This window comes from Roseateles paludis (assembly GCF_039872745.1).
Taxonomy (GTDB): Bacteria; Pseudomonadota; Gammaproteobacteria; order Burkholderiales; family Burkholderiaceae_C; genus Pelomonas; species Pelomonas paludis.
In genome coordinates this window covers 971275-995903 of the sequence record NZ_JBDPZD010000002.1, presented here as the reverse complement: position 1 = coordinate 995903, position 24629 = coordinate 971275, and the positions used below count along the sequence as shown (strand labels likewise).

At 69.1% G+C, this 24629-nt stretch carries 19 protein-coding genes; 6 read left to right on the top strand and 13 right to left on the bottom strand.

The genetic code is table 11. The features are described 5' to 3' along the window. Positions 1 to 32: 32 nt before the first annotated feature. The 10 genes from murG to ABDJ85_RS10435 all read right to left on the bottom strand — a co-directional run bounded on the left by murG (position 33) and on the right by ABDJ85_RS10435 (position 11690). Positions 33 to 1094 carry an undecaprenyldiphospho-muramoylpentapeptide beta-N-acetylglucosaminyltransferase gene (gene murG, locus ABDJ85_RS10480; RefSeq protein WP_430765537.1) on the bottom strand — a complete coding sequence of 354 codons (1062 nt, stop codon included), beginning with the start codon at positions 1092 to 1094 and terminating at the stop codon, positions 33 to 35. A 14-nt stretch (positions 1095 to 1108) separates the two neighbouring features. Then, positions 1109 to 2350 carry a putative lipid II flippase FtsW gene (gene ftsW, locus ABDJ85_RS10475; RefSeq protein WP_430765536.1) on the bottom strand — a complete coding sequence of 414 codons (1242 nt, stop codon included), beginning with the start codon at positions 2348 to 2350 and terminating at the stop codon, positions 1109 to 1111. A gap of 5 nt (positions 2351 to 2355) precedes the next feature. Continuing rightward, complete coding sequence (gene murD / locus ABDJ85_RS10470; protein WP_347704700.1) at positions 2356 to 3972, bottom strand: UDP-N-acetylmuramoyl-L-alanine--D-glutamate ligase; 1617 nt, start codon at positions 3970 to 3972, stop codon at positions 2356 to 2358. 138 nt (positions 3973 to 4110) lie between these two features. After that, a complete protein-coding gene (gene mraY, locus ABDJ85_RS10465) occupies positions 4111 to 5289 on the bottom strand; it encodes a phospho-N-acetylmuramoyl-pentapeptide-transferase (protein WP_347704699.1) in 1179 nt (392 codons plus the stop codon). After that, entirely contained in the window at positions 5289 to 6665 is a 1377-nt protein-coding gene (locus ABDJ85_RS10460; RefSeq protein ID WP_347704887.1) for a UDP-N-acetylmuramoyl-tripeptide--D-alanyl-D-alanine ligase, read from the bottom strand. The genes mraY and ABDJ85_RS10460 overlap by 1 nt, the downstream gene beginning before the upstream one ends. A 17-nt stretch (positions 6666 to 6682) precedes the next feature. After that, entirely contained in the window at positions 6683 to 8194 is a 1512-nt protein-coding gene (locus ABDJ85_RS10455) for a UDP-N-acetylmuramoyl-L-alanyl-D-glutamate--2,6-diaminopimelate ligase (RefSeq protein ID WP_347704698.1), read from the bottom strand. Positions 8195 to 8270: 76 nt separating this feature from the next. Then, positions 8271 to 10049, bottom strand: coding sequence for a peptidoglycan D,D-transpeptidase FtsI family protein (locus ABDJ85_RS10450; protein WP_347704697.1), 1779 nt, complete (start codon positions 10047 to 10049; stop codon positions 8271 to 8273). Then, positions 10046 to 10339, bottom strand: a complete 294-nt coding sequence (ftsL, locus tag ABDJ85_RS10445; protein ID WP_347704696.1) for a cell division protein FtsL — start codon at positions 10337 to 10339, stop codon at positions 10046 to 10048. The genes ABDJ85_RS10450 and ftsL overlap by 4 nt, the downstream gene beginning before the upstream one ends. Next, positions 10333 to 11262, bottom strand: a complete 930-nt coding sequence (rsmH, locus tag ABDJ85_RS10440; protein ID WP_347704695.1) for a 16S rRNA (cytosine(1402)-N(4))-methyltransferase RsmH — start codon at positions 11260 to 11262, stop codon at positions 10333 to 10335. The genes ftsL and rsmH overlap by 7 nt, the downstream gene beginning before the upstream one ends. Continuing rightward, positions 11262 to 11690: a division/cell wall cluster transcriptional repressor MraZ gene (locus ABDJ85_RS10435; RefSeq protein ID WP_347704694.1), complete on the bottom strand. Its 429-nt coding sequence runs from the start codon at positions 11688 to 11690 to the stop codon at positions 11262 to 11264. Before ABDJ85_RS10435 ends, rsmH begins: the two co-directional genes overlap by 1 nt. A gap of 685 nt (positions 11691 to 12375) precedes the next feature. Here ABDJ85_RS10435 and ABDJ85_RS10430 point away from each other — a divergent pair. From ABDJ85_RS10430 to ABDJ85_RS10420, 3 genes are all read left to right on the top strand, one after another. Then, positions 12376 to 12909, top strand: a complete 534-nt coding sequence (locus ABDJ85_RS10430; protein ID WP_347704693.1) for a hypothetical protein — start codon at positions 12376 to 12378, stop codon at positions 12907 to 12909. A gap of 132 nt (positions 12910 to 13041) precedes the next feature. Next, complete coding sequence (locus ABDJ85_RS10425; protein ID WP_347704692.1) at positions 13042 to 13662, top strand: YdeI/OmpD-associated family protein; 621 nt, start codon at positions 13042 to 13044, stop codon at positions 13660 to 13662. A gap of 94 nt (positions 13663 to 13756) precedes the next feature. Next, entirely contained in the window at positions 13757 to 14233 is a 477-nt protein-coding gene (locus ABDJ85_RS10420) for a hypothetical protein (protein ID WP_347704691.1), read from the top strand. Between the two features lie 52 nt (positions 14234 to 14285). Here the strand turns inward: ABDJ85_RS10420 and ABDJ85_RS10415 are convergent, their stop codons facing one another. Next, positions 14286 to 15278 carry a Bug family tripartite tricarboxylate transporter substrate binding protein gene (locus ABDJ85_RS10415; protein WP_347704690.1) on the bottom strand — a complete coding sequence of 331 codons (993 nt, stop codon included), beginning with the start codon at positions 15276 to 15278 and terminating at the stop codon, positions 14286 to 14288. Between the two features lie 146 nt (positions 15279 to 15424). On the opposite strand from ABDJ85_RS10415, the gene ABDJ85_RS10410 reads away from it, so the two are divergent. From ABDJ85_RS10410 to ABDJ85_RS10400, 3 genes are all read left to right on the top strand, one after another. Beyond that, complete coding sequence (locus ABDJ85_RS10410) at positions 15425 to 17020, top strand: ExeA family protein (RefSeq protein ID WP_347704689.1); 1596 nt, start codon at positions 15425 to 15427, stop codon at positions 17018 to 17020. 12 nt (positions 17021 to 17032) lie between these two features. Then, entirely contained in the window at positions 17033 to 17704 is a 672-nt protein-coding gene (locus ABDJ85_RS10405) for a general secretion pathway protein GspB (protein WP_347704688.1), read from the top strand. 69 nt (positions 17705 to 17773) lie between these two features. After that, entirely contained in the window at positions 17774 to 18931 is a 1158-nt protein-coding gene (locus ABDJ85_RS10400) for an FAD-dependent monooxygenase (RefSeq protein WP_347704687.1), read from the top strand. Positions 18932 to 18934: 3 nt separating this feature from the next. On the opposite strand, the gene ABDJ85_RS10395 is transcribed toward ABDJ85_RS10400, so the two are convergent. Both ABDJ85_RS10395 and ABDJ85_RS10390 read right to left on the bottom strand, forming a co-directional pair. After that, positions 18935 to 20566, bottom strand: a complete 1632-nt coding sequence (locus ABDJ85_RS10395; RefSeq protein WP_347704686.1) for a ShlB/FhaC/HecB family hemolysin secretion/activation protein — start codon at positions 20564 to 20566, stop codon at positions 18935 to 18937. Between the two features lie 6 nt (positions 20567 to 20572). After that, positions 20573 to 24613: a two-partner secretion domain-containing protein gene (locus ABDJ85_RS10390; RefSeq protein WP_347704685.1), complete on the bottom strand. Its 4041-nt coding sequence runs from the start codon at positions 24611 to 24613 to the stop codon at positions 20573 to 20575. Positions 24614 to 24629 lie beyond the last annotated feature (16 nt).

Sequence of the window (24629 nt, the reverse complement as noted above, 5' to 3'; positions counted from 1 at the left end):
GGCCCGCTGGCCACGGCCTTCAAGAGCGCGACTCATCGCAACATTCCTTCAATCTCATCCGCCACACGCGCTGCCGCCCGGGGGCGGGACAGGGCGCGGGCCTTGTCACCCATCAGCGCGAGCTGCGGGCGGTGGTGTTCGTTCACGAGTGCGAAGAGCTGCTTTGCGTTCAGCTCTTCCTGCGGCAGGTGGATGCCGGCGCCGTGCTGCGCCAGGAAGCGCGCGTTGTCGCGCTGGTGCGAGGTGGTGCTGACGACCAGCGGCACCAGGATGGCGGCACTGCCGGCGGCGCAGAGTTCGCTCACCGTGATGGCGCCCGCGCGGCACAGCACGAGGTCGGCCTCTGCCAGCGCGGCAGCCATGTCGTCGATGAAGGGCAGCACGTCGGCACTCTCGCCCGCCACGCCGGCGGCCGCATAGGCGGCTTGCACCTCGGCCAGGTTGGCAGCACCCGTCTGGTGTTTGACGATGGGGCGCTCGTCTTGCGGCCACAGCGCCAGCGCAGCGGGCACCACGGCGTTGATGGCGCGTGCGCCCAGCGAGCCACCCACCACCAGCAGGCGCAGTGGCCCCTCGCGGCCCAGCAGGCGTTGCGGAGGTGGCGGCAGGGTCTCGATCTCGGCACGCACCGGGTTGCCCGTCACCACCGCCCGCTTCGTGGTGGCTGCCGCTGCGCCATCAAAGCCAAAGCCGATGCGCTTGGCAAAGCGCGCCAGCACGCGGTTGGACAGCAGCATCGCCGCGTCGGCGTTGATCAGCATCAGCGGCCGCCCGGTCAGCCAGGCCATCAGGCCGCCGGGCAGGCAGACATAGCCACCCATGCCCAGCACCGCATCGGCCCCACGCTGCTTGAACACACGCCGCGCCTGCCAGAGCGCCTTCACGAAGCCGACCGCGCCGCGCAGCGCATGGCCCGCGCCCTTGCCGCGCATGCCCGAGAAGGCCAGGCGGTCAAGTGGCAGGCCCTTGGCCGGCACCAGCTTGTTTTCGAGCCCAGCCTCGGTCCCGATCCACGACACCGTCCAGCCCCGGCGCTGCATCTCTTCAGCGACCGCGAGGCCCGGGATGATGTGCCCACCAGTACCCGCCGCCATGATGACGAGATGGCTCACGAGCGCCCCCCCTTCATCATTTGCCGGTTCTCAAGATCAATGCGCAGGACAACGGCCAGCGCAATGCAATTCATCAACACCGCCGAGCCGCCAAAGCTCATCAGCGGCAGGGTCAGGCCCTTGGTGGGCAGGGCGCCGAGGTTGACGCCCATGTTGATGAAGGCCTGGCCGCCGATCCAGATGCCGATGCCCTGGGCATAGAGGCCGGCAAACACGCGGTCCAGGGCGATGGCCTGGCGGCCGATCAGGAAGCAGCGGCGGGTCAGCCAGAAGAAGGCGCCGATGGCCACCACCACGCCGACGAGGCCCAGCTCTTCGCCGATCACGGCGAGCAGGAAGTCGGTGTGCGCCTCGGGCAGGTAGTGCAGCTTCTCGACGCTGCTGCCCAGGCCCTGGCCGAACCACTCACCGCGGCCGAAAGCGATCAGGCTGTGCGTCAGCTGGTAGGCCTTGCCGGCGGCGTACTTCTCGTCCCAGGGGTTGAGGTAGGCAAAGATGCGCTCGCGGCGGAACTCGCTGAAGCTGATCATCAGCACGAAGGCGCCGAGCAGGATGGCCACGCTGAGCAGGAACATGCGGCCGTTGACGCCGCCCAGGAAGAGGATGCCCATCGCGATGGCCGCGATGACGATGAAGGCGCCCATGTCGGGCTCGGCCAGCAGCAAGAGGCCGATGAAGGCCAGCGCGATGGCCATGGGCCGCACGGCGCGCACGAAGTTCTCGCGCGCCTCCATGCGCCGCATCATGTAGTTGGCCGCATAGAGCGCGATGCCGAACTTGGCCAGCTCGCTGGGCTGGAAGTTCATCACCCCCAGTGGGATCCAGCGGCGTGCGCCGTTGACTACCTTGCCCACGCCGGGCACCAGCACCGCCACCAGCAGCACCAGGGCCGTGACAAACACCCAGGGCGCGACGCGCTCCCAGGTCTGCACCGGCACCTGCACGGTGACGAGCGCAGCCACCACGGCCACGCCAATGGCGATGCAATGCCGCGTCAGGAAGTGCGTGGGCTGGTACTTGGCAAAGCGCGGGCTGTCGGGCAGGGCGATGGAGGCCGAATAGACCATCAGCAGGCTCCAGGCCATCAGCGCGACGACGACCCACACGAGGGTGGTGTCAAAGCCCTGCAGCTGCGTGGGCCGCCCGGCCGAGGTGGAGACCCAGTCGCGCACCGGCACGCTGGCGTCTTCTTCCTTGGGCGCCAGCAGGCGCTGCTTCAGGGCTTGGAGCCAGGCCAGCAGGTTCACAGCGTGGCCCCCCGCTCGTCGGCCAGCTGCTGCACGGCCGCGATGAAGACCTCGGCCCGGTGCGCGTAGTTGCGGAACATGTCGAGGCTGGCGCAGGCCGGGGAGAGCAGCACGCTGTCTCCCGCTTGCGCCTGCTCCAGGCACCAGCGCGTGGCGGCCTCGACGCTGGCGTGGTGTTGCATCGTGATGCCGGCGCCAGTGGTGGCCGCTTCGATCTGCGCGGCATCGCGGCCGATCAAGGCGACTGCACGGCCGTAGCGCGCTAGTGGCTCGGCCAGCGGGCTGAAGTCCTGGCCCTTGCCGTCGCCGCCGAGGATCAGCACCAGCTTGGCGGGTGCGCGGTCTGCTCCCAGGCCCAAGATGGCCGCCACGGTGGCGCCGACGTTTGTGCCCTTGGAGTCGTCGTAGAACTCGACGTCGTCGATGCGGCCCACGGGCTCCACGCGGTGCGGCTCGCCGCGGTACTCGCGCAGGCCGTGCAGCATGGGTGCCAGCTCGCAGCCGGCGGCACTGGCCAGGGCCAGCGCGGCCAGGGCATTGGCCGCGTTGTGCCGGCCGCGCACGCGCAGCGCATCGGCGGGCATCAGGCGCTGGATGATCAGCTCTTCGGCCTCGGCGTTCTTGCCGCGCTTGATGGTCGGGTCCAGCTCGCGGGCACGCACCAGCCAGGCAATGCCACCCTCCTCGACCAGGCCGAAATCGCCCGGCTGCGTCGGCGCATTGAGTCCGAAGCGGCAGACCTGGCGAGTGTGCGTGCGCCCCGGCTTGCCGCGCGACCCTTTGACGAACACGGGGGCCGGCACCATCGCCTCCACCAGCGGGTCGTCGCGGTTGATGACGAGCAGGCCCTCGGCGCCAAAGACGCGCGCCTTGGCGGCGCCATAGGCGGCCATGTCGCCGTGCCAGTCGAGGTGGTCTTGCGTGAGGTTGAGTACGGCGCCTGCGGTGGGCTCGAAGCCTTCCACACCGTCGAGCTGGAAGGACGAGAGCTCCAGCACCCAGGCCTCGGGCAGCACCTCGAAGCTGGGGCCCGGCGGCGGGGGCGGCTCGATGGGCAGGGGCTCCTCGCCCTCGGCCAGCTCCACGGGCGCGGGCGGCTCCACCGGCTGTGGCTCGGGCTCGGCGTCGAGCGCGGTCCAGAGCGTGTCGAGCAGGGTCGGGCCGATGTTGCCGGCCAGGCCCACGCGCAGGCCAGCGCGTTCCACCAGCAGTGCGGTCATGCAGGTGGTGGTGGTCTTGCCATTGGTGCCGGTGATGGCCAGCACCTTGGGCGCATACTGGGCCTGAGCCTTCAAGGCCGCCAAGGCGTCGGCAAACAGGTCGAGCTCGCCCTTGACCGGCACGCCCGCCTGCAGCGCCGGGGCGATGCGCGCATCGTGCGGCGCCAGGCCTGGGCTCTTGAGCACGAGGCTGATGCCCTCCACCGGCACCGCGCCGCTGACGAAGCGGCCCGCGTCGCCCAAGCGCTCGCGTTGCGGCGGGTTCTCGCGCGAGTCCCACACCGTCACCGTGCTGCCAAAACGCGCGCACCAGCGCGCCATGGCCAGGCCCGAGTCACCGAGGCCCAGGACCAGCACGTGCTGGCCATGCAGGGAGGGCAACTTAACTCGCACGAGGCACCTCCGTTGCCGTGTCGGCGGCCAGTGTCGAGAAAGCGTGCATAGCCCAGCGGCCCCGGTGGAACCGGCTTTGCCGGGCCACTTGGGGCGCCCCCTTGAGGGGGAGGCGCGAAGCGCTTCGGGGGTGGGCCATTACCGCAGCTTGAGTGATGCCAGGCCGACGAGGCACAGCAGCATGGTGATGATCCAGAAGCGCACGACGACCTGCGTCTCAGCCCAGCCCTTCTTCTCGAAGTGGTGGTGCAGCGGCGCCATGCGGAAGATGCGGCGGCCCTCGCCAAACCTATTCTTGGTGTACTTGAACCAGCTCACCTGCAGCATCACCGACAGCACTTCGGCCACGAAGACGCCGCCCATGATGGCCAGCACGATCTCCTGCCGTGTGATGACGGCGATGGTGCCGAGCGCGCCGCCCAGCGACAGTGCGCCCACATCACCCATGAAGACCTGAGCCGGGTGCGCGTTGAACCACAAGAAGGCCAGGCCCGCGCCCGCCATGGCGGCGCAGAAGATCATCAGCTCGCCCGCGCCGGGGATGTAGGGGAAGAGCAGGTACTTGGAGAAGACCGACGAGCCCGTCACGTAGGCGAACACGCCCAGCGCCGAGCCCACCATCACCACCGGCATGATGGCCAGACCATCGAGCCCATCGGTGAAGTTGACGGCATTGCTGGTGCCGACGATGACGAAGTAGGCCAGGGCCATGAAGCCCCAGACCCCCAGCGGCATGCTGATGGTCTTGACGAAGGGCAGCATCAGGTCGGCCTTCGGGGGCAGGTCGGTCGAGAAGCCGCTGCTGACCCAGCGGTAGCAGAGCTGCACCACGCCGAGGATGTTGTTCTCTGAGACGCTGAAGGCGAGATAGAAAGCCGCCAGAAGGCCGATCAAGGATTGCCAGAAGAACTTCTCGCGGCTCTTCATGCCCTCGGGGTTCTTGTCGACGACCTTGCGCCAGTCGTCCACCCAGCCGATGGCGCCGAAGCCCATGGTGACGATCATCACCACCCAGACGAAGCGGTTGGTCCAGTCGAACCACAGCAGGGTCGAGGCGCCGATGCCGATCAGCACCAGCACGCCGCCCATGGTGGGCGTGCCGCGCTTGCCCAGGTGGGTCTGCATGCCGTACTCGCGGATGGGCTGGCCGATCTTCATCTCGGTCAGCTTGCGGATCACCCAGGGGCCAAAGGCCAGGCCGATCAGCAGCGAGGTCATCGCCGCCATCACGGCGCGGAAGGTGATGTACTGGAACACGCGCAGGAAGCCGAGTTCCGGGTAATGGGCTTGCAGCCACTGGGCCAGGCTGAAGAGCATCAGGCGGCTCCCTCGGGGGTGGATTGCAGGGCGGCGACCACGGTTTCCATCTTCATGAAGCGCGAGCCCTTGACGAGCATCAGCGCGGCTTTGGGTTGTTCGGGCAGCGCGGCGATCAGCGCTGCGGTGGTGTCGAAAGCGCGGGCGCGGTCGCCAAAGGCGGTGGCGGTGTCGCGCGCGGCCTGGCCGGCGGTCCACAGCCAGGTGATGCCGCGCGCTGCCGCATAGCGGCCCACTTCGCGGTGGAAGGCCGGGCCTTGCTCGCCCACCTCGCCCATGTCCCCGAGGATCAGCCACTGCGGCGAGGGCAGGCCGGCCAGCACGTCGATGGCGGCGCGCACGCTGTCGGGGTTGGCGTTGTAGGTGTCGTCGATCAGCAGGCGGCCGCGTGCGTCGGTCTTCAACTCGCTGCGGCCCTTGACGGCGCGGAAGGCATCCAGCCCCGCCACGATGGCGGCCAGCGGCACGCCGGCGGCCAGCGCGCAGGCGGTGGCAGCCAGCGCATTGCGCAGGTTGTGCTCGCCGGCCATGTGCAACTGCACGGGGGCCGTGCCGGCGGGGGTGTGCAGCTCCAGCGCCCAGTAGTCGCCGCGCCAGCGCGCGCTGCCGGTCACGTCGGCTTCGCCCTTGAGCGCAAAGCTCAGGTGCGGGCGGCTGCCGGCCAGCTCCAGCCAGATGGGGGCGCACACGTCCTCGGCCGGGAAGACGGCGCAGCCGCTGGGCGCCAGTGCGCTGATGACCTCGCCGTTCTCGCGCGCCACGGCCTCGACCGAGGTCATGAACTCCTGGTGCTCGCGCTGCGCGTTGTTGACGAGGGCCACGGTGGGCGCGGCCATGGCGGCCAGCGGCGCAATCTCGCCCGGGTGGTTCATGCCCAGCTCGATCACGGCGATGCGGTGCGAGAGCGTGTCGTCATGCCGCAGGCGCAGGAGCGTCAGCGGCACGCCGATCTCGTTGTTGAAGTTGCCTTGGGTGGCCAGCGCAGCATCACCCGCCCCACCCACGTAGGCGCGCAGGATGCTGGCGATCATCTGCGTGACCGTGGTCTTGCCGTTGGAGCCGGTGACGGCGATCAGCGGGATGCGGTGCTGGCGGCGCCAGCCGGCGGCGAGCTGGCCCAGGGCTACTCGCGCATCGGGCACCAGCAGGCCGGGCATGGTGCCCAGGCCACGTTCGGCGATGGCGGCCACCGCGCCGGCCGCTTGCGCCTGGGGCAGAAAGTCCGCCGCGTCAAAGCGCTCGCCGCGCAGGGCGACAAACAGGTCACCGGCCTGCAGGCTGCGGGTGTCGGTGTGCACGCGCTGGAAGGCGACGCTGCCGTCGCCCACGAGCTGGCTGCCCGGCACCAGTGCCTGGGCATCCTGCAAAGTCATCATCTTGTGGGGCATCGAAGTCACAGGCCCGCCCTTTGCAACAGTGCCGCGCGGGCTTCGAGCGGGTCAGAGAACGGCGTGCGCGCGCCGTTCACCTCTTGGTAGTCCTCATGGCCCTTGCCGGCGATCAGGATCAGGTCGCGCGTGGTGGCCGCCAGCACCGCCTGGCGGATGGCGGTGGCGCGGTCCTCGATCACCTGGGCCTGCGGCGCGCCGGCCTGGATGTCGGCCAGGATGCGGGCGGGCACTTCGGTGCGGGGGTTGTCGGTCGTCAGGATCACCTGGGCCGCGCGCTCGGCCGCAATGCGGCCCATCAGCGGGCGCTTGCTGCGGTCACGGTCACCGCCGCAGCCAAACACGCACCACAGCTTGCCGCCTCGTGCCGTTGCGAGGCCCTGCAGGGCCGAGAGGGCTTTGTCCAGCGCGTCGGGGGTGTGCGCGTAGTCCACCACCACCAGGGGCAGCTCGCGGCCATGGCCCACGCGCTGCATGCGGCCGGGCACGGGCGTCACCTGCGCCAGGGCGCGGGCCACCGCGGCCAGGTCGTGCCCCTGGGCGCGCAGTGCGGCCGCCACGCCCAGCAGGTTGTGGGCGTTGTAGTCGCCGATCAGGCCGGTGTGCACCGGCACTTGCTCGGCGCCCTCTTGCAGGGTGAAGGCCAGGCCCTCGGCCGAGTAGTGCAGGTCACGCGCCTGCAGGCGCGCGGCCGTGTCGTGCGTGCTGAGGGTCCAGACGTCGACCGGGCCGCCGGCCAGTTCACGTGCCAGTTCGGCCAGGCGCTCGTCGTCCACGTTCAGCACCACGTGCTGCAGGCCGGGATAGTCCAGCAGCGCCCGCTTGGCCTGCCAGTAGGCGTCCATGCTGCCGTGGTAATCGAGGTGGTCCTGCGTGAAGTTGGTGAACACAGCGGTGGCGACCTGCGTGCCCGCCAACCGCCCTTCGACGATGCCGATGCTGGACGCCTCGATCGCGCAGGCCGCAAAGCCGGCGTCGCGCATGCCGGCAAAGGCGGCTTGCAGGCGCACGGGGTCAGGGGTGGTGAGGCCGGTGTAGTCGAGCTGGCCGCTGCCGTCGTGGCCCTTGGCGCCAGTTCCACGCGGCGGCTCGCCCACGCCCAGGGTGCCCACCACGCCGCAGCGCCGGCCCAGCAGGCTGGACGCCTGGGCCACCCACCAGGCGGACGAGGTCTTGCCATTGGTGCCGGTGATGGCGATGACGGCGAGGCGGGCGCTGGGGTGCTCGAAGTAGCTGGCTGCGATCTCGCCCGTGCGGCCCTTGAGGCCCGGCAGGCTGGCCACGCGCGCGTCGGTGAACTTGAAGGCCTCCACGCCCTCGTCCTCCACCAGGCAGGTGGCGGCGCCCATGCTGAGCGCCCCGTTCACAAACGCCCGCCCGTCACGCGCATAGCCGGGCCAGGCGATGAAGGCATCGCCGGGGCGCACGGCACGGCTGTCGGTGCAGAGCTTGCCGGTGCACCATTCGCGCAGCCAGCGGGCGGCGGCGTCGGCAGATTTGAGACGGGTCAGCATCATCGACCGCCGGGCCGCCCCAAGGGCGATGAAGCCCCCTTGGGGGGCAGTGAACGAAGTGAGCGTGGGGGCCTCATGTTCAGAAGCTCTCCTCAACAGCGGGTGCCTTCGAGGCCACGATCTGGCTCTTCACATCGAGGTCGGGTGGCACCTGCATCAAGCGCAGGGTCTGGGCCACCACCTGGCTGAAGACGGGGCCAGCCACCTTGCCGCCGTAGTACACGCCGGTGCTGGGTTCATCCACCATCACGGCCACCACGATGCGCGGCTTGTCGATGGGTGAGATGCCGACGAACCACGAGCGGTACTTGTTGACGTAGGTCTTGCCCACCTGCTTGTGCGCGGTGCCCGACTTGCCGCCCACGCTGTAGCCGGGGACCATGGCATCAGGCGCGGTGCCGCCAGGGCCGGCGGCCATTTGCAGCATCTGGCGCAGCTCGCGCGCGACGCTGGGCGAGAACACGCGGATGCCGTGCACCGGGTCGGGCTCTTGGCGGCGCTGCAGCGTGACGGGGATGACCTCGCCGTCGCGCGCAAAGGTGGTGTAGGCCCGTGCCAGTTGGAAGAGGCTGGCCGAGAGGCCGTAGCCATAGCTCATGGTGGCCTGCTCGATGGGCCGCCAGCTCTTGTAGGGGCGCAGCCGGCCCGTCACTGCGCCGGGGAAGTTGACCTGCGGCCGCTGCCCCAGCCCGATGCTGGTGAACATCTCGTGCATCTCGCGCGCCTGCATCTGCATGGCGAGCTTGGTGACGCCGATGTTGCTGGACATCTGGATCACCTGGCGCACGCTGATGGCGCCGTGCGGCTTGGTGTCGCTGATGACCGCGCCCTGGTAGGGGAACTTGCCATTGCCCGTGTCCACGATGGTCTCGGGCGTGACGCGGTGTGTCTCCAGCGCCAGCGCGGCCACAAAGGGCTTCATGGTCGAGCCGGGCTCGAAGACGTCGGTCATCGCGCGGTTGCGCAACTGCTCGCCGGTCAGGTTGGTGCGGCTGCCGGGGTCGTAGCTGGGGTAGTTGGCCAGGGCCAGCACCTCGCCGGTCTGCACGTCCAGCACCACCACCGAGCCGGCCTTGGCCTTGTGCTCCAGCACCGCATCGCGCACGCGCTGGTAGGCAAAGAACTGCACCTTGGCGTCGATGGAGAGGTCCACGTCGTGGCCGTTGGCGGCGGGCACCAGCTCGCCGATGTCCTCCACCACGCGGCCCAGGCGGTCACGCACCACCGAGCGCGAGCCGGCACGGCCCTGCAGCTCGGTCTGGAAGGCCAGCTCAATGCCCTCCTGCCCCCGGTCCTCGATGTTGGTGAAGCCCACCACGTGCGCGGCGGCCTCGCCCTCGGGGTATTTGCGGCGGTACTCGCGGTCTTGATAGACGCCCTTGACGCGCAGCGCCTTCACGCGGTTGGCGGTCTCGTCGTCGGCCAGGCGCTTGAGCCACACGAAGCGCCCTTCCGGGTTCAGCTTGGCATCCAGCTCGCTGCGGCTCATGCCCAGCGCATCAGCCAGTGCGGCGCGCTTCTCGGGGTCGGTGTCCACTTCCTTCGGGAAGGCCCAGATCGACGGCACCGCCACGCTGGAGGCCAGCACCTGGCCGCTGCGGTCCACGATGCGGCCACGGCTGGCGGGCAGCTCCAGCGTGTGGGCGTAGCGAGCCTCGCCCTGCTTCTGGATGAAGTCCTTGTGGATGACCTGCAGCCACACCGCGCGGCCCAGCAGGCCGGCAAAGGCCAGGCCTACCAGCGCGACGAGGAAGCGCGAGCGCCACGGCGGCGTCTTGCTGGCCAGCAGCGGGCTGGTGGCGTAGCTCACGCCGCGCGCGCTGGCGCCGCCTTTGCTGGGCTTGGGCGCTGCGCTCATGGCTTGCCCCCTTCGGCGCTTGACGCCGGCAGCACCACGGGCTGCACGACCGAGGGCGCAATCAAGCGCATGTTCATCTTCTCGCGCGCCACCTGCTCCACGCGGATGCTGGTGGACTGCTGGTGCCGCTCGGCCGCCAGGCGCTGCGCATCGGCGGCCAAGCGCTCGCCCTCGGCCTTGGCGCGGTCCACCTCGCTGTAGAGGCGCCGGGCCTCGTAGCTCGTCTGCACCAGCAGCATGCCGAAGCCCATCACCAGGGCCAGCAGGAGGAGGTTGACTTTCGTCAGCACGGGGCCTCCGTGCGTTCGGCCACGCGCAGCACCGCTGAGCGCGAGCGCGGGTTGGCGCGCACCTCGCCCTCGCTCGGGAACACGCGGGCGATGCTCTTGAGCGGCATCGCCTTCTCGGGCGCAAAGGGCGCGCGGCGGTCAAACACCTGCTTGCTGTGCGTGTTGATGAAGGTCTTGACGATGCGGTCTTCCAGCGAGTGGAAGCTGATCACCGCCAGGTGCCCGCCCGGCGCCAGCAATTGCAGCGCCGACTTCAGCCCCTGCTGCAGCTCCTCAAGCTCGGCATTGACGTGAATCCGAAGTGCCTGAAACGTGCGCGTTGCAGGGTCCTGGCCCGCCTCGCGGGTCTTGACGGAGCGAGCCACGAGTTCGGAAAGCTCGGCAGTGGTGCTGACGGGAGCGCCACCTTCGCGCCGAGCAACAAGCGCCTTTGCAATCTGTGCAGCAAACCGTTCTTCTCCATAGCCCCGAATGACCTCCGTGATCTCACGCTCGCTGGCACGCGCCAAAAACTCCGCCGCGCTCTCGCCGCGCGTGGTGTCCATGCGCATGTCCAGCGGCCCCTCGAAACGGAACGAGAAGCCTCGGCCCGGGTTGTCAATCTGCGGGCTCGACACGCCCAGGTCCAGCATCACGCCGTCCACCTGGTTCACGCCCAAGGCGGCCAGCTCATCAGCCATGTCGGCAAACGCGGCGTGGCGGATGGTGAAGCGCGGGTCTTCAATGCCGCCAGCCGCCGCCACCGCCTCCGGGTCGCGGTCGATCGCAATCAAGCGGCCCGCCGGGCCCAGCTTCGACAGCAGCAGCCGCGAGTGCCCACCCCGGCCAAAGGTGCCGTCCACATAGACGCCATCCGGCCGCGTGAGGACACCTTCCACCGTCTCGTGCAGCAGCACGGTGGTGTGTGCGAACGCCGCGCTCATTAGAAGTTGAAGTCCTGAATGACTTCCGGCCGCTCGGACGCCATGACCTTGGCCTCGTGAGCGGCATAGCGCTCGACGTCCCACAGCTCGAAGTGGCTGCCCATGCCGAGCAGCATCACCTTCTTGTCCAGGCCGACAGCCTCGCGCAGCTCAGGCGCAATCAGCACCCGCGAGGCCGAGTCGATCTCGATGTCCATCGCGTTGCCCAGGAAGACCCGCTTCCAGCCTGCTGCCGACAGCGGCAACGCCGCCACCTTCTCGCGCACCTGCAGCCACACGGGCCGGGGGAAGAGCACCAGGCAGCCGTCCGGGTGCTTGGTGACCGTGAGTTGCCCTTGGCACAGCGCGTCCAGCACCTCGCGGTGCCGAGCGGGCATGTTCAAGCGTCCCTTGGCATCCAAAGCCAGGGAGGACGGTCCTTGAAACACGAAATCCGCCACGGTCACCCACAAAACGACACTTTCCGACACTGTAGTCGCTTGTCAGCAGCCAGGTCAAGCCGTTTTCAAGGATTTTTCTGAATGAAATCAAGCACTTACAAGCGACTTTGAGGCCAAAATTTGAGCTTGAAAAGTGTTTAGAAATAAGGACTTGCGGAGGGTTGTGGAAGTGGCGGTTGAGGAGTTGGGGGTGGTGGGGTAGGGGGTAGTCCTGGGGGTGGGGCTTGGTGGGGCTGGGCTGGCTGCTTGTGCCGTGATTGGGTTGGCAAAGGCCCGCCCGGGCTGGCTGGGGCGCTCCAGTTGGGGCGGTCGCTGCGCGACTGCCCTGTGGTGCTCGGCTTGCGGGGCTCGCGCCGAACTCCCGCCGCTACGCTCCGGTCGGACAGGCGGCGCGAAGTCAGATATTGAAGTGCGCTGCGCGCACGCCCCGCAAACCTCCGCTCCTCGGCGCCCCAAAAGTCCGCGCCCCAGCCAGCCCGGGCGGGCCTTTGGGGGGTAGTGGGTTATGCGTAGCAAGTGCAAAGGCGAGGGCCTGAATTGAGCAGACTGGCGAATACCGCAGTAGGGTGAAGAACGCCAACGAATCTATGACTTGGATCTGGTGGACGTGGCATCATTTGCCAGCCGTCTGCATTACGCAGACTGGCGATATCACGTTAGGACCTAGTCAACGATGAAGGCCTTCTTTCTGTCCCTTGCAGTTCTGTCATTTCAGGCTACTGCCGCAGGCTACGGCCCCTGGCAATTTGGTATGACTAAGTCCGACGTTTCGAGCGTCCAAGGCTATGCCCCGTATTCGGAAGTTCAGGCCACAGGAGGTCTTGAAACCGCTAACGGCGAATGGGCTGGAAAGAAAAAGTACGTCTCGTTTATCTTTGACAGCCGTGGCTTGTCTCGCATACAAGTCTGGGTATATGAAGGGCCGAATATCAACGACGCAGGAGAGTCGTGGCGCGAAGCATATGAGTATCTGAATAAGAATTTTGGCGAAATCGAGGTCCCGCAAATTATCCAGGATGCAAGCAGTCTGCCTGCCAATTCGCAGGCATTATCCTTGGCCGCCAAGGCGCACGTTGATTCGGTAGGGAAAGTGCAAATGGCGCCAAAGGCTATGCCTGATGGCCAGAGCATTTTCTCATCCTTTATGAAATCAAACGTTCAAGGCAAGCCATATTACTATGTTTTCGTCTACTACAGCCGGCCCTGAAAATTCAGTCGAGCGGTGCGGTCTGCAAGCTGCGCCTTCGGGTTTCATCGCTGCGCTCGGCCGCCCCTTTCACGTCAACTTCAGTATTTATATACTTTGTTCGTTGATCGATATTGAGTCGCCATTTGTTTCATGATCACCAACATCTCCGACTATTTCTCCCAAGGCTGCGGCCGCTGCGATCGCTTTGGCACGCCCGACTGCGCCACTCGCCTGTGGGCCGAAGGTTTGGCGGCTTTGCGGGCAGTTTGTGTGGCGGCGGGGATGGAGGAAACCGTCAGATGGGGCCACCCCTGCTATCGGCATGCCGACCGCAATATCGCGTTGATTGGGGCCTTGCGGGGGGATTTCAGGCTGGTATTCATGAATGCGGCCTTGATGAAAGACCCCGAGGGGGTGCTGGAGCGCCAGGGGCCCAATACCCGGCATGCGGACATGCTGCGCTTCACGAGTGCGGCGCAGGTGCAGGCGCTGGCGGGCACGATCCAGGCGTATCTGCAGGAGGCCATTGGCTATGCCGAGGCAGGCATCAAGGCACCCAAGGTGGCCACGGCGATTGAATTGCCCGACGAGTTGGCCGAGGCGTTGGACGCGGACGTGGCCTTGGCGGAGGCCTTTCATGGGCTGACGCCGGGGCGGCAGCGCAGCTATGTGATTGCGCTCTCGAGCGCCAAGAAGCCCGAGACACGCGTGGCGCGGGTGGCCTCGTACCGCGAGCGCATCCTGGCGGGCAGGGGCGCGCAGGAGCGCTGAGGCGCGCGGGACTCGCGGTTTCTTCTTGAAGGCTTGTCCACCAACGGCCGGGTAGCGGCGTTGCAGGCTCACTCATCCCCTTGTGAGGCCCGCCTTGAAACCCGTTGCTCGCGTTCTGATCGTCTCCACCTTGGTGGCCGCGCATGGCCTGGCTCTCGCCGGGCCGCATTACTACGAACCGCCGCCCCCGCCGCGTCACCACCACCATCACCACGATGGCGCCCGCCTGGGCAAGTGGGCCCTGGGGCTGGCGATTGCGGTGCCCTTGATCGCGATGGCGAGCCGCGCAGACCGGGCGCCCGAGCCCGTGTATGTGCCGCCGCCTGCGCCGATGCCGCCGGTGACGGTGGTGCAGCCTGTCGTTCAGCCGATGGTCCAGCCCGTCTACGTGCCGGCCCACGCGGCGCCCGTGATCTACCCGCGCCAGGGGCAGTCGTACGAGCAACTGGAGTTTGACCACCGCAGCTGCAACCAGTGGGCCACCACGCAGCCGTCCGCGATGGCCGATGGCAGCGTGTTCCGCCGTGCCGTGGAGGCCTGCATGGATGGGCGCGGGTACTCGATGCGTTGAAGTCTCTGCCCGCCCCCTGGGGCCGGTTCAGCGGCGCGGGAGCATCCTTGCCCTACTCGGGCTTGATCCCCGCCTGCTTGATCACGCGGGACCACAGATCGATCTCGCTCTTGATGAACTTGGTGTAGTGCTCCGCGCCCGGGGTGGCCACCACGAAGCCGATGGACTCTAGGCGCTGGCGGGTCTCCGGCGAGGTGAGGACGGCCTTCATGGCGGCTTCGAGCTTGTCGACGATGGGCTGGGGTGTGCCCTTGAGCGCCGAGATGCCCGACCACGACAGCGCCTCATAGCCCTTCACGCCGGTTTCGGCGATGGTGGGCACATCCGGCAAGAGCGCGTTGCGTTCCTTGCTGGTCACTGCCAGGGGCCGCAGCTTGCCGGCTTTTACGTGGGGCAGGGCCGTGTCCTGGTTGATGAACATCATCGGGATCTGGCCGCCCAGGATGTCCTGCAGCATCGGGCCGCCGCCACGGTAGGGGATGCCCACGATGAACAGAGGCCGGCCCACATCGCCACCCACTTGCTTGAGCAGCTCCATGGCCATGTGGCCGCTGGCCGCATGGGTGTAGCCGTAGTTCATCTTGCCGGGGTTGCGGCGGATGTAGGCCAACAGCTCTTGGAAGGTCTTGAAAGGCTGGTCCGGGTGAACCACCAGCACATTGGGCCCGGAGTTGACTTGCGAGATGTGGATGAAGTCCCGCATCGAGTCGTAGGCCAACTTGGGGTCCAGACCATGGGCCACGGCGTTCTGGCCCACGCCCGTCTGGATCAGCGTGTATCCGTCGGGCGGCGCCTGCAGCGCCTTGAGCGTGCCCAGCGTGCCACCTGCGCCGCCAACGTTCTCCACGATGACCTGTTGCTTGAGCTCCTTGGTCAGGCCGTTGGCCACCAAGCGCGCCATCACGTCGCTCGTCCCGCCCACCGGGAAGGGGCAGATCAGCTTGATGGTTTTGCTGGGCCACGGGTCGGCAGCCAGGGACGGCAGGGGCAGCAGGGCGGAGGCGGCGGCTGTGGCGGCCCAGGCAAGCAGGTGGCGGCGTGTCATGTGAAAACTCCGTTGAGGAGCGATGTCATACAACTCTGGACGATGGTAGGCCGCGCCGCCCGCCTTTGCCTACGGGGATTGCGCAAGGATCAGCTCGGGGGTGGCCAGCCTCGGCGCGGCTGAGCTGGTTATCCTGCCGCCCCATCATGTACGCGCCCTTTTTCGGCCTGCAGCAGGCGCCGTTCTCTATTGCTCCGGACCCGCACTACCTCTTCATGAGCGAGCGGCACCGCGAGGCGCTGGCGCATCTGCTCTATGGCTTGCAGGGCGGCGGCGGCTTTGTGCTGCTGACGGGCGAGATCGGGGCGGGCAAGACCACGGTGTGCCGCTGCTTCCTGGAGCAGATCCCGCCAGACTGCAACGTCGCCTACATCTTCAACCCCAAGCTCAGCGCCATCGAGCTGCTGCAGACGGTGTGCGACGAGTTCCATGTGCCGGTGCCGCCGGGGGCGCAGACGGTCAAGGATTACGTCGACCCACTCAACGCCTTCCTGCTGGCGCAGCACGCGGCGGGGCGCAACAACGTGCTCATCATCGACGAGGCCCAGAACCTGGCGCCCGAGGTGCTGGAGCAGCTGCGCCTGCTTACCAACCTGGAGACCAGTGAGCGCAAGCTGCTGCAGGTGGTGCTGATCGGCCAGCCCGAGCTGCGCGAGATGCTGGCCCGGCCCGAGCTGGAGCAGCTGGCGCAGCGGGTGATTGCGCGCTTCCACCTGGGTGCGCTGTCCGAGGCCGAGACTGCGCAGTACGTGGGTCACCGCCTGCAGGTGGCTGGCCTGGCGGGCCCCTTGCCCTTTGACGGCACGGCCCTGCGCCTGGTGCACCGGCTGAGCCGGGGCGTGCCGCGCCGCATCAACCTGCTGTGCGACCGCGCGCTGCTGGGCGCCTATGCGCGCAACCAGGCGCAGGTGACGCGGGCCGTGGTGAAGAAGGCGGCGGTGGAGGTGTTTGACAGCGGCGAGGCTGGCGGCGGGCAAGGCCTGGTTTGGGCGCTTGTTGGCCTGCTGCTCGTTGCCGCCGGTGTGGCCGGGACTGTGCTGTGGATGGGCGGGCGCGACGCCGTCGTCAAGCCAGCGGCGCCGGCAGCCAGCGCGGCCGCTTCTGCGGCAGCCAGTGCCGTCGCGCCCGCCTCGAGCGCTCCTGCGCCGGCTGCATCCGCTCCGCCCCCCGTGTTCTCTTTGGCCGACTGGCAGCCGCTGGCCGCCGAGGCCTGGCCCGCGCTGGCCGAGCGCTGGGGCCTGACGTTCCCTGAGGGCGCCGAGCCCTGCGCCTCTGCCGCCGCGCAGGGGCTGCAATGCCACCGCAGCAGCACGGGCAGCCTGTCCCTCATCCGCCTGCTGGACCGCCCCGTGTTGCTGAGCCTGCAGCGCCCCGGGCAGGCAACTGCCCAAGCTGTGTTGCTGGGCCTGACAGACACCCACGCCACGCTGTGGCTGGCCGGCGCGCCGCGCCGGGTGGACCTGGCTGAGCTGGCGCGCGCCTGGCGGGGTGAGTTTGTGACCCTGTGGCGCATGCCGCCTGGCTATGCGCAGCGGGCTGACGATGCGGCGCCGCTGCGCGCCTGGGTGGCCGCGCAGCTGGCACCGAGCCAGCCAGCGTCGGGGCCGGCACCTGACATGACCCGTGAACTCCAGGCCTTCCAGGCGCGCCAAGGCCTGCAACCCGATGGCCGGCTCGGGCCCATCACGCTGATGCTGCTCAACCGCAGCGCAGGCGTGAGCGAGCCGCGTCTGGCGCACTGAGGCACACCGACCATGTCCTACATCCTCGAAGCCCTGCGCCGCGCTGAAGCCGACCGCGAGCGTGAGCGCGGCCAGGTGCCGGGCCTGCATGCGCAGCCGTTGGTGTCGGCGGCCACGGCACCCGGTGCGGGCCGGCGGCGGGCCTTGGCTTGGGCCGCCGGCGCCGGCTTGCTGCTGCTGGCGGGCTGGGGCCTAGGCCGGTGGTGGGCGGGTGAGCCGGCTACTTCCAAGTTGCCGCAAACGCCTGCGGTGACGGCTGCGCCCGCAGCAGCCCCTGCACCCGTGCAGCCGGCCTTGCCCGTTGCCCAACTGCCGGCGTCCGCGCCACCGCCAGTTGTTGCCGCTGCGCCTGCGCCCAGCCCTGCTGCCACGGTTGCCCTCCCCACACCGCCGGTCACCGCCAAGCCCGCTCCCTTGGCCGCGCCACAGCCTCCGGCTGAGGCCCGCATCCCCCGCCTGGCCGAGCTGCCCGAGGGCTTGCGCCGCGAGCTGCCGAGGCTGGCCGTCAGCGGCTCGGTCTATTCCGACGACCCGGCCGGTCGCTTCGTGATCATCAATGGCGACGTGGCCCGCGAGGGCGCCGTGTTGGCGCCGCAGCTCGTGCTGGAGCAGATCCAGCCGCGCGAGTTGGTGCTGAGCTACAAGGGGCAGCGTTTTCGGCAGCCGGCATCGTCGGCGCCGTGACCTGGGTCAAGGAAGGCACGGCGCACCCAGCCTAGGCTGGCGGCCTTGTTGCCACACCTGCCTTGCGCCATGACCTCTGCCGACGCTCCCCAAGTCCTGATCTGCGGTGCCGGCCCGGCTGGCCTGGCCTTGGCGTGCGCGCTGCACGATGCCGGCTGGCGCACCGCACTGCTGGAGCAGGCCGACGAGTCCGACCTGGCCGCGCCGCTGGACGATGGCCGCGAGATCGCGCTCACGCACCGCTCGCGCCGCTTGCTGGAGCAGCTCGGCCTGTGGGCTCGCCTGCCCGAGGTGACGGCGCTCAAGCAGGCCACCGTGCAGTCGGCCGGCTCGCGCGTGCCGCTGCCGTTTGAAGCTGCTGGGCAGGACCTGGGCTGGATGGTGTCCAACCGCCACCTGCGTGCCGCTGCCTTTGCCGGCTTGCAGGCGCGTGGTGTGCCGCTGCACTGCGGGCAGCGCGTGACCGGCTTCACACGCGACGCCACGCAGGCCACGCTGCACACCGCCAGCGGCGAGCGCTTCAGCGCCCCGCTGGTGGTGGCAGCCGACAGCCGCTTTTCGCCGCTGCGGCGCCTTGCCGGCATTGGCGCGCGGCACCGCGACTTTGGCCGCAGCGCGCTGCTGGTGCCGCTGTCGCACGAGGTGGCTCACGAGGGCCTGGCGCAGGAGTGCTTCCTGGAGGGCCACACCCTGGCCCTGCTGCCCATGCCCGGGCGGCGCTGCTCGGCCGTCTGGACCGTGGCCAACCACGCCTTGCCCGGCATCGCCGCCATGGACGACGCGACGCTTGCCACCACCATCGAGCGCGCCGCCGGCGCGCGCCTGGGGCCCATGCAGGTGGACGGTCAGCGGCACGTCTACCCGCTGGTGGGCGTGTGGGCCGAACGCTTTGCCGCGCCGCGCCTCGCGCTCATTGGCGATGCGGCCGTGGGCATGCACCCGGTGACGGCGCATGGCTACAACCTGGGGCTCTACGGCATCGAGGCGCTCACCCGCCAGCTCAAGCCGGGCCAAGACCCTGGCGCGCTGGCGCCCCTGCTGGCCTACGAGGCCCAGCACCGCCGCGAGGCCGGGCCGCTCTACACGGGCACCAATGCCCTGGTGCGCTTCTTCACCGACGACCGCGCCCCCGTGCTGGCGCTGCGCCGCGCCGTCATCGACGTGGCCCGCCACCTGCCGCCGCTGCGCGCGGCCATCACGCGCAAGCTGGTGGACGCGGCGGCCTAGTCGTCAAAGCCCCGCCCACTGCAGCGACACATGCAGCCGGCTGCCGTGCTGCGCCTGGCTGGGCACGCCGCTCTTGATCCGCTGGGCCCACTGCAGGCTGAGGCTCAGCTTGCCGGGGCCGCTGGCCGTGAGGCCCAGGCCCGCGCTGGCCAGATGGCGCCGTGCGGGCTCGCCGGGCTGAGCGCTGTGGACGCGTAGCTGGGCTGCGTCCAGCAGGAGCGAGGGCGTCAGCACCAACCCAGCCGGGCCGGCCGAGCTTGGCGCACGCAGCTCGTTGCGCCACAGCCAGCCACTGTCGCCATAGCCGGCTCCTTCCGCAAAGCCGCGGACGCTGCTCATGCCGCCGCCGTTCAGCTGTTCGCTGCCCAGCAAGTTGGTGCTGGCTTGCTGCAGCGTCAGCTGGCTTTGCCAGTGCAGTGCGCCCAGCGGCGTGCCGCGCTCCAGCTGCAGTTGCACCACCTGGTAGCGCGCCTGGGCGCCCGCGCGGGTCGCGGAGAAGGCGTCGTCGTCGTTGTGCCCGAACAGCCCGCCGGGTGACACCGTGAGCGTGGCGGTGATGCGGGTGCGGCCCAGCGCGTCGGGCCGCTCGGCGCCGTAGCTGGCGTTGAACTGCCCGATGTCGGTCACGGTCTGCGTGACCGGGGTGTCGCTGAACAGCAGGTTGTTGTCGCTGCGCTTGTGGTCGAAGCCCAGGGTGAGGCTGTCGGTCCAGGGCCCCGTGAGGCGCAGCGGGATCTCATAGCGCAGGCTCTGGCCGCTGCTGCTGCCGCGCAGGTCCAGCGGCTCGGGCATGCGGCCATGGATGCTGCCACCATTTGCGTTGAGGCTCAGGACATGCCGCCACGGCAAGCCCACCTGGTAGCTGGCCTGCCAAGAGCGCGAGTGCCCGAAGCTCGGGTCGCCCGAGATGCGCAAACCAGCCTGGTCGTTGCTGCCTAACAGGCGGTTGATGGTCAGCCCCGCGCTCACGCGGCGCGTGCCCGTGACGGGGCTGCCGGTGTTGTCGGCCCCGGCCGAGAGCGTCAGCCGATCGGGCTCTTTGACCTGCAGGTCCAGCGCCACCGCGCCCGGCTGTGCGCCGGGGCTGAAGCGGGCTTCGCTGTTTCGGCCGGGCAGCGCGCGGTCGATCCAGGCGAGCGTGGTGTCCAGGGCCGCCGCGTCGATGGCGGCATCACCGCGCACCGCATCGAACTGGCGGCTGATGGCGTCTGCATCTGCCGCACCGCTGATGCGCAGCGCCGCCAGCCGCCCGCGCGTGACGACGATGCGCAGCTGCCCCTGGCTCACGTCCTGGTCGGGCACGCTGGCCACGCTGAATCGCTCGCGGGTCGCTGCCAGTTCGCTGTTCAGTGCCGTCACCAGCGCCTGCACCGTGGCCGGGGTGAGCGGCTGGCCCAGGGCCGTGCTCAGCAGGCTGCGCAGCGCGGGTCGGTCCAGCTCGGGCAGGCCCTGCCATTGCAGACCAAGGCCCTCGTGGTTGGCCGGCATGGCGTGGGAAGCGTCAGCGACGATCAGCCGCCGTAGCGGCGGAGGCGCCGTCTGCGCCAGGGTCGGGGCATTCAGGCTCAAGCTCAGTAGGGCCATCAGCGTGAGGCGCAGCTGATGGCGCTCGGAGAAGGAGGGCAGTGAGTTCATGGCGTGCTAGTCCGTGAGGAGATTGGTTTCCCGAAACAGGCCGGGATCGACGCGGCGTTTGGCCAGCTGTGCAGTCACGATTGCCACCAGTTGGGCCCGCCCTTCCTCTGTCTGGGTGAGCTGGCGCAGGCGCTCAGTGATGCGCTCGGGCTGAAAAAGGTCCCGGTTCCATTGCTTCTTGACGTTGTCGCCAACTTGCACGGTTTGCTGGGGCGCCCATCCGAACGCGCGGGGCTGGGCGGCCACCAGCACGTCGCTGACCGGCGAGCCCGCTGCCAGCGCGTTCTGAAAGCTGGCCTGCGTCAGCGACAGACCCAGGTGCGCTGCGCCGACGGCCTCGCTGAAATCGGAGACGCCCTCGGTGCCGAGTCGGATCCCGAGCTGAGGCAAGGCAGACCCTGGGCCACCGGTTGACCGCTCGCGCTGGAGGCGGCGCGCCTGCGCGGCATTGATGCCGGCCAACCACTCGCCGCGCGGGTCGGCCCGGTCGCCATCGCCACCTGATCCCCGGCGCTCCTCCGGGCGCAGATCGGGTACATCGGTCCAGAGCGTGGTGGCGGGTTGCGATGCGGGGGGTGCGCCCGCGCCGCTGGACCGCGGGAAGAGTCGGTTACCCAGTGCGCTCGCCAGCTCGGCCACCCCGGGCAGCGGGTTGCCACTGCTGCCGAAGAAGCTGGTGTCGCCCGTCAAGGCAAGCGCGGCATAGGTGCCGCTGCCTGCGGGGCCCAGCCCCGCAGCCGCCAGGGCCTGGAGACGGAAGTCGGGCGCGAGGCTCACTCCACCAAAGCCGAAGGCCGGATGCTGCTTCTGCCAATCACTGTTGAGCCGAGCGGATGCTTCAGCCACCTGCCCGGCGCTGTCCACCACCATCGAGGCGATGATCTCCACCAGCGACCGGTCCTCGTAGGTGAAGTTGACGTCGCCTCGTTCGAGCAGATTGACCAGCCCGTTCACCATGCCTGCCGCAATGACACCGCGCCGAGCGCTGCCGTCCAATTCAGCGCGCTGCGCGGACAGGCGGGTCAGCTCGTCGTACAGCTCGGCCGGAGCGCGCTGGACGATGCCGGTGGGCCCCGGGGCTTCGGCGTTGCTGATGCGCGCCAGCAGGGCGTCGATCTGGCTGCTCAGCAGATCCACCTGAGCCTTCGTCTTGGCGTCGGGTGCTGCCGTCATCGTGCCCCAGAAGGCCTCGGCTGATTGTGCGAACTGCTGGGGGATGTCGCGCTCGTACGCGGCAATGCGCTGGGCCAGGGTGTTGCGGGCGGCCAGCAGGGTGGGTGGATCCCAGTCTGGGTGCTCTGCTTGCAGCAAGCGCAGACGTTCACGCCAGAACTGCACGGCGTTGATGGCCTCAGCGGAGACGGTGGACATCGGGTAGACGTCAGAGAACAGGGCGTCGAGCGTGGTGTTGGACAGGCCATAGGCGCCCAGGGCGTCCAGGCCATCGCTTGGTCGCCGTTCGGTGAGCTTCGGTGGCACGTTCGGCTTCCACCAGTGGAATGCTTCCACCGTCGCTTGGTCCATTTGGACGCCATCGGGCAGGAAGCTCACGTTGGCCACATCGACACGAACCGTGGCCGAGGCCGTCGCGCAGTCCGTGGGCGCGCTCACCAGGCAGACCGAGTAGCTCAGCTGGTAGCTGCCGGCCGGTGTGCGCGCCAGCACGCGCAGCTCGCCGCTGGCACTCAGCGTCAGGCCCGGCGGGGCATCGGGCCCCAGTTGCACACGCACCGAATCCGCCACCAGGGGCTGCCCGCCATAGCGGTCGTTGGCCACCAGTGACCCCGATGCGCCGACGGGCAGGACAAGTTGGTCAGCCGCAAGCGCCCATTGGGAGATGGGCGGCTGCGCAGGAGCAGGAGCAGGAGCAGGAGCAGGAGCAGGAGCAGGAGCTGGTGCTGGTGCTGGTGCTGGTGCTGGTGCTGGTGCTGGTGCTGGTGCTGGTGCTGGTGCTGGTGCTGGTGCTGGTGCTGGTGCTGGTGCTGGTGCTGGTGCTGGTGCTGGTGCTGGTGCTGGTGCCGGTGCCGGTGCCGGTGCCGGTGCAGGAGCAGGCGCAGGCGCAGGCGCAGGCGCAGGCGCAGGAGTTGGCGCAGGGGCGGGTGCAGGCGTGGGCGCTGGCGCCGGTGGTGCCGAGGGGTCGGTCTTGTAGTAGATCCCGCTAGCGCTGGTCCCCGGCTCATCCAGCCATTTGCCGACCACGATGTTCTTGTCTGGCGTTGGTGTGGTGGTGTCGAACTGCGAGACGCTGGCATCCAGGCTCACGCGGCCCGGCTGCGGCGCGAAGAAACGCAGCCGATGTGCGTACAGCACCTGACCGACGCCGGTGGTGATGCTCCCTGCGCCGGCGCCGCTGCTTGCGTTGCCGGCCACCAGGGTCAGCAGCGAGCCGGCGCCGATGACGAGTTGGCCGCCGCCGCCACGGGTGTCGATGTTGCGGCCGGCAATCAGCTGGAGCTCGCCAGGAGACGGCGTGGCCTGGGAGCTCAGGTCCACCACGGAGATGGAACCGTTGACCAGGATGTCGCGGTCGGCGCGCAGCACCAGTCGGTAGGGCGAATCGAAAAAGTAGGCCTGCGAGTTGTCGGCCGGCGGGGCCTGGATGGTGATGTCGCCGGCCGCCGTGTTGGCGGCAACGGTCGAGGTGCCGACGGCGACGTTGGCGGTTTGCAGCGCCTGCCGGATCTGTTCAGCATTCAGGGTGCTGCGCTGGTTGACGGCGTCGTAGCTGCTGGGCTCCGTGGAGATGACCACGTCGGTCGGGTCCAGCAGCAGCGAGCCGGTGAGCGCGGTGGTGTCGGCGCGTAGGTCGGCGCGGCCCGCATATCGCAGCGTGCCGTGCCCAGAAACTTCGGCCTTGCCGCCAGCGCCCTGCTGGCCCTTGCCCCGGGCGCTGATCGCACCCTCAAAGTTGGTATGGCGGTCGGCCCAGACGACCACGTCGCCACCCGCCCCGGCTGTCGTCGCGTCGGCGCGCAGTTGGGCGCCTGCGGCCACCGTCGTCTGGCTCGCATTGCGCAGGCCCGCCTCCTGCCCATGCCAGCCGCCACCGACGCGCAACGCGCCGCCGCCGGTGGTGCCACTGGCATCCAGCAAGGCGGTCTCAGTCAGGTTCACGGCCTGACCCTCGACGCTGATGCGCCCGCCAGAGGCTGACGGGCCGCTCGCATCCAGCGATCCGCTCACCTCGGCGCGGCCACTGCCGCTGAGGCGGATCTCGCCGCCCGCGCCGGTGCTGAGCGAGAAGGCGCGGATGCTGCCGCTGGCCTGCACGGCCAGCGCGAGCGGGTTGCCGCCCACGGCGCGCAGGTCGGCGGCGGCGGCTTCGATGCGGCCGGTGTGCAGCACCTGGGCGTCAGGGGCGCCGGGCAGGGGCGGCGCCGTCAGCGGCGGGCGGATGCTGACCAGCAGCCGGTCCTGCCCGTCCCGCGCCAGCAGGACCTCGCTACCGGCCGCTGCCGCAGCCAGGGAAGCCGTGCCGGCGGGGGCCTGGATCTGCCCATGGTTCTCGACCTGCCGGGCCACCAGCACCACGTCGCCCTCGCGCGCCACGATGCTGCCTTGGTTGACGACGGTGGCATTGCTGTCGCCCGCCAGCCGCAGGGCCTCGCCACGCAGGAAGGCGGCGTTGTCGAGGTCACGCGTCGAGGCGGTGAAGCCATTCGTCAGCACCTGGCCACCGGGCCCCACCAGCACGCCGTTGGGGTTGACGAGGAAGACCCGGCCGTTGGATTGCAACTGGCCAGCAATCACGCTCGGGTCCGCCCCCACGACGCGGTTGAGCACGGCGGCCGTGCTCGCAGGGAGGTCGAACTTCACCAACTCGCCGGCCTTCACGCCGAAGGCCTGCCACTGCAGGATGGCGCGCTGGCTTTGCTGCTGGATGAGGGTGGTCTTGCCTTGCTGATTGATGTTGGCCTGGCCAGCCACGACCTGGCCACCGCTGGGTGCGGCCAGCGAGGGGCCGGCTGCGGAGCCTGCCCAGGCCGCCACGGCGGCGGCGATGGCGGTGAGGGTGCGAAGGGGTTTGGGGGTCGTCCTGAGGTGCATGGGGCGCTTCCGGGGG

Bases quoted from the DNA above. Each gene is read 5' to 3' on its own strand.
- murG (WP_430765537.1), bottom strand. From the start codon at position 1,094: ATGGCGGCGGGTACTGGTGGGCACATCATCCCGGGCCTCGCGGTCGCT.
- mraY (WP_347704699.1), bottom strand. From the start codon at position 5,289: ATGCTCTTCAGCCTGGCCCAGTGGCTGCAAGCCCATTACCCGGAACTC.
- ABDJ85_RS10460 (WP_347704887.1), bottom strand. From the start codon at position 6,665: ATGATGACTTTGCAGGATGCCCAGGCACTGGTGCCGGGCAGCCAGCTC.
- ABDJ85_RS10455 (WP_347704698.1), bottom strand. From the start codon at position 8,194: ATGATGCTGACCCGTCTCAAATCTGCCGACGCCGCCGCCCGCTGGCTG.
- ABDJ85_RS10450 (WP_347704697.1), bottom strand. From the start codon at position 10,049: ATGAGCGCAGCGCCCAAGCCCAGCAAAGGCGGCGCCAGCGCGCGCGGC.
- rsmH (WP_347704695.1), bottom strand. From the start codon at position 11,262: ATGAGCGCGGCGTTCGCACACACCACCGTGCTGCTGCACGAGACGGTG.
- ABDJ85_RS10430 (WP_347704693.1), top strand. From the start codon at position 12,376: ATGAAGGCCTTCTTTCTGTCCCTTGCAGTTCTGTCATTTCAGGCTACT.
- ABDJ85_RS10425 (WP_347704692.1), top strand. From the start codon at position 13,042: ATGATCACCAACATCTCCGACTATTTCTCCCAAGGCTGCGGCCGCTGC.
- ABDJ85_RS10415 (WP_347704690.1), bottom strand. From the start codon at position 15,278: ATGACACGCCGCCACCTGCTTGCCTGGGCCGCCACAGCCGCCGCCTCC.
- ABDJ85_RS10410 (WP_347704689.1), top strand. From the start codon at position 15,425: ATGTACGCGCCCTTTTTCGGCCTGCAGCAGGCGCCGTTCTCTATTGCT.
- ABDJ85_RS10405 (WP_347704688.1), top strand. From the start codon at position 17,033: ATGTCCTACATCCTCGAAGCCCTGCGCCGCGCTGAAGCCGACCGCGAG.
- ABDJ85_RS10400 (WP_347704687.1), top strand. From the start codon at position 17,774: ATGACCTCTGCCGACGCTCCCCAAGTCCTGATCTGCGGTGCCGGCCCG.
- ABDJ85_RS10395 (WP_347704686.1), bottom strand. From the start codon at position 20,566: ATGAACTCACTGCCCTCCTTCTCCGAGCGCCATCAGCTGCGCCTCACG.
- ABDJ85_RS10390 (WP_347704685.1), bottom strand. From the start codon at position 24,613: ATGCACCTCAGGACGACCCCCAAACCCCTTCGCACCCTCACCGCCATC.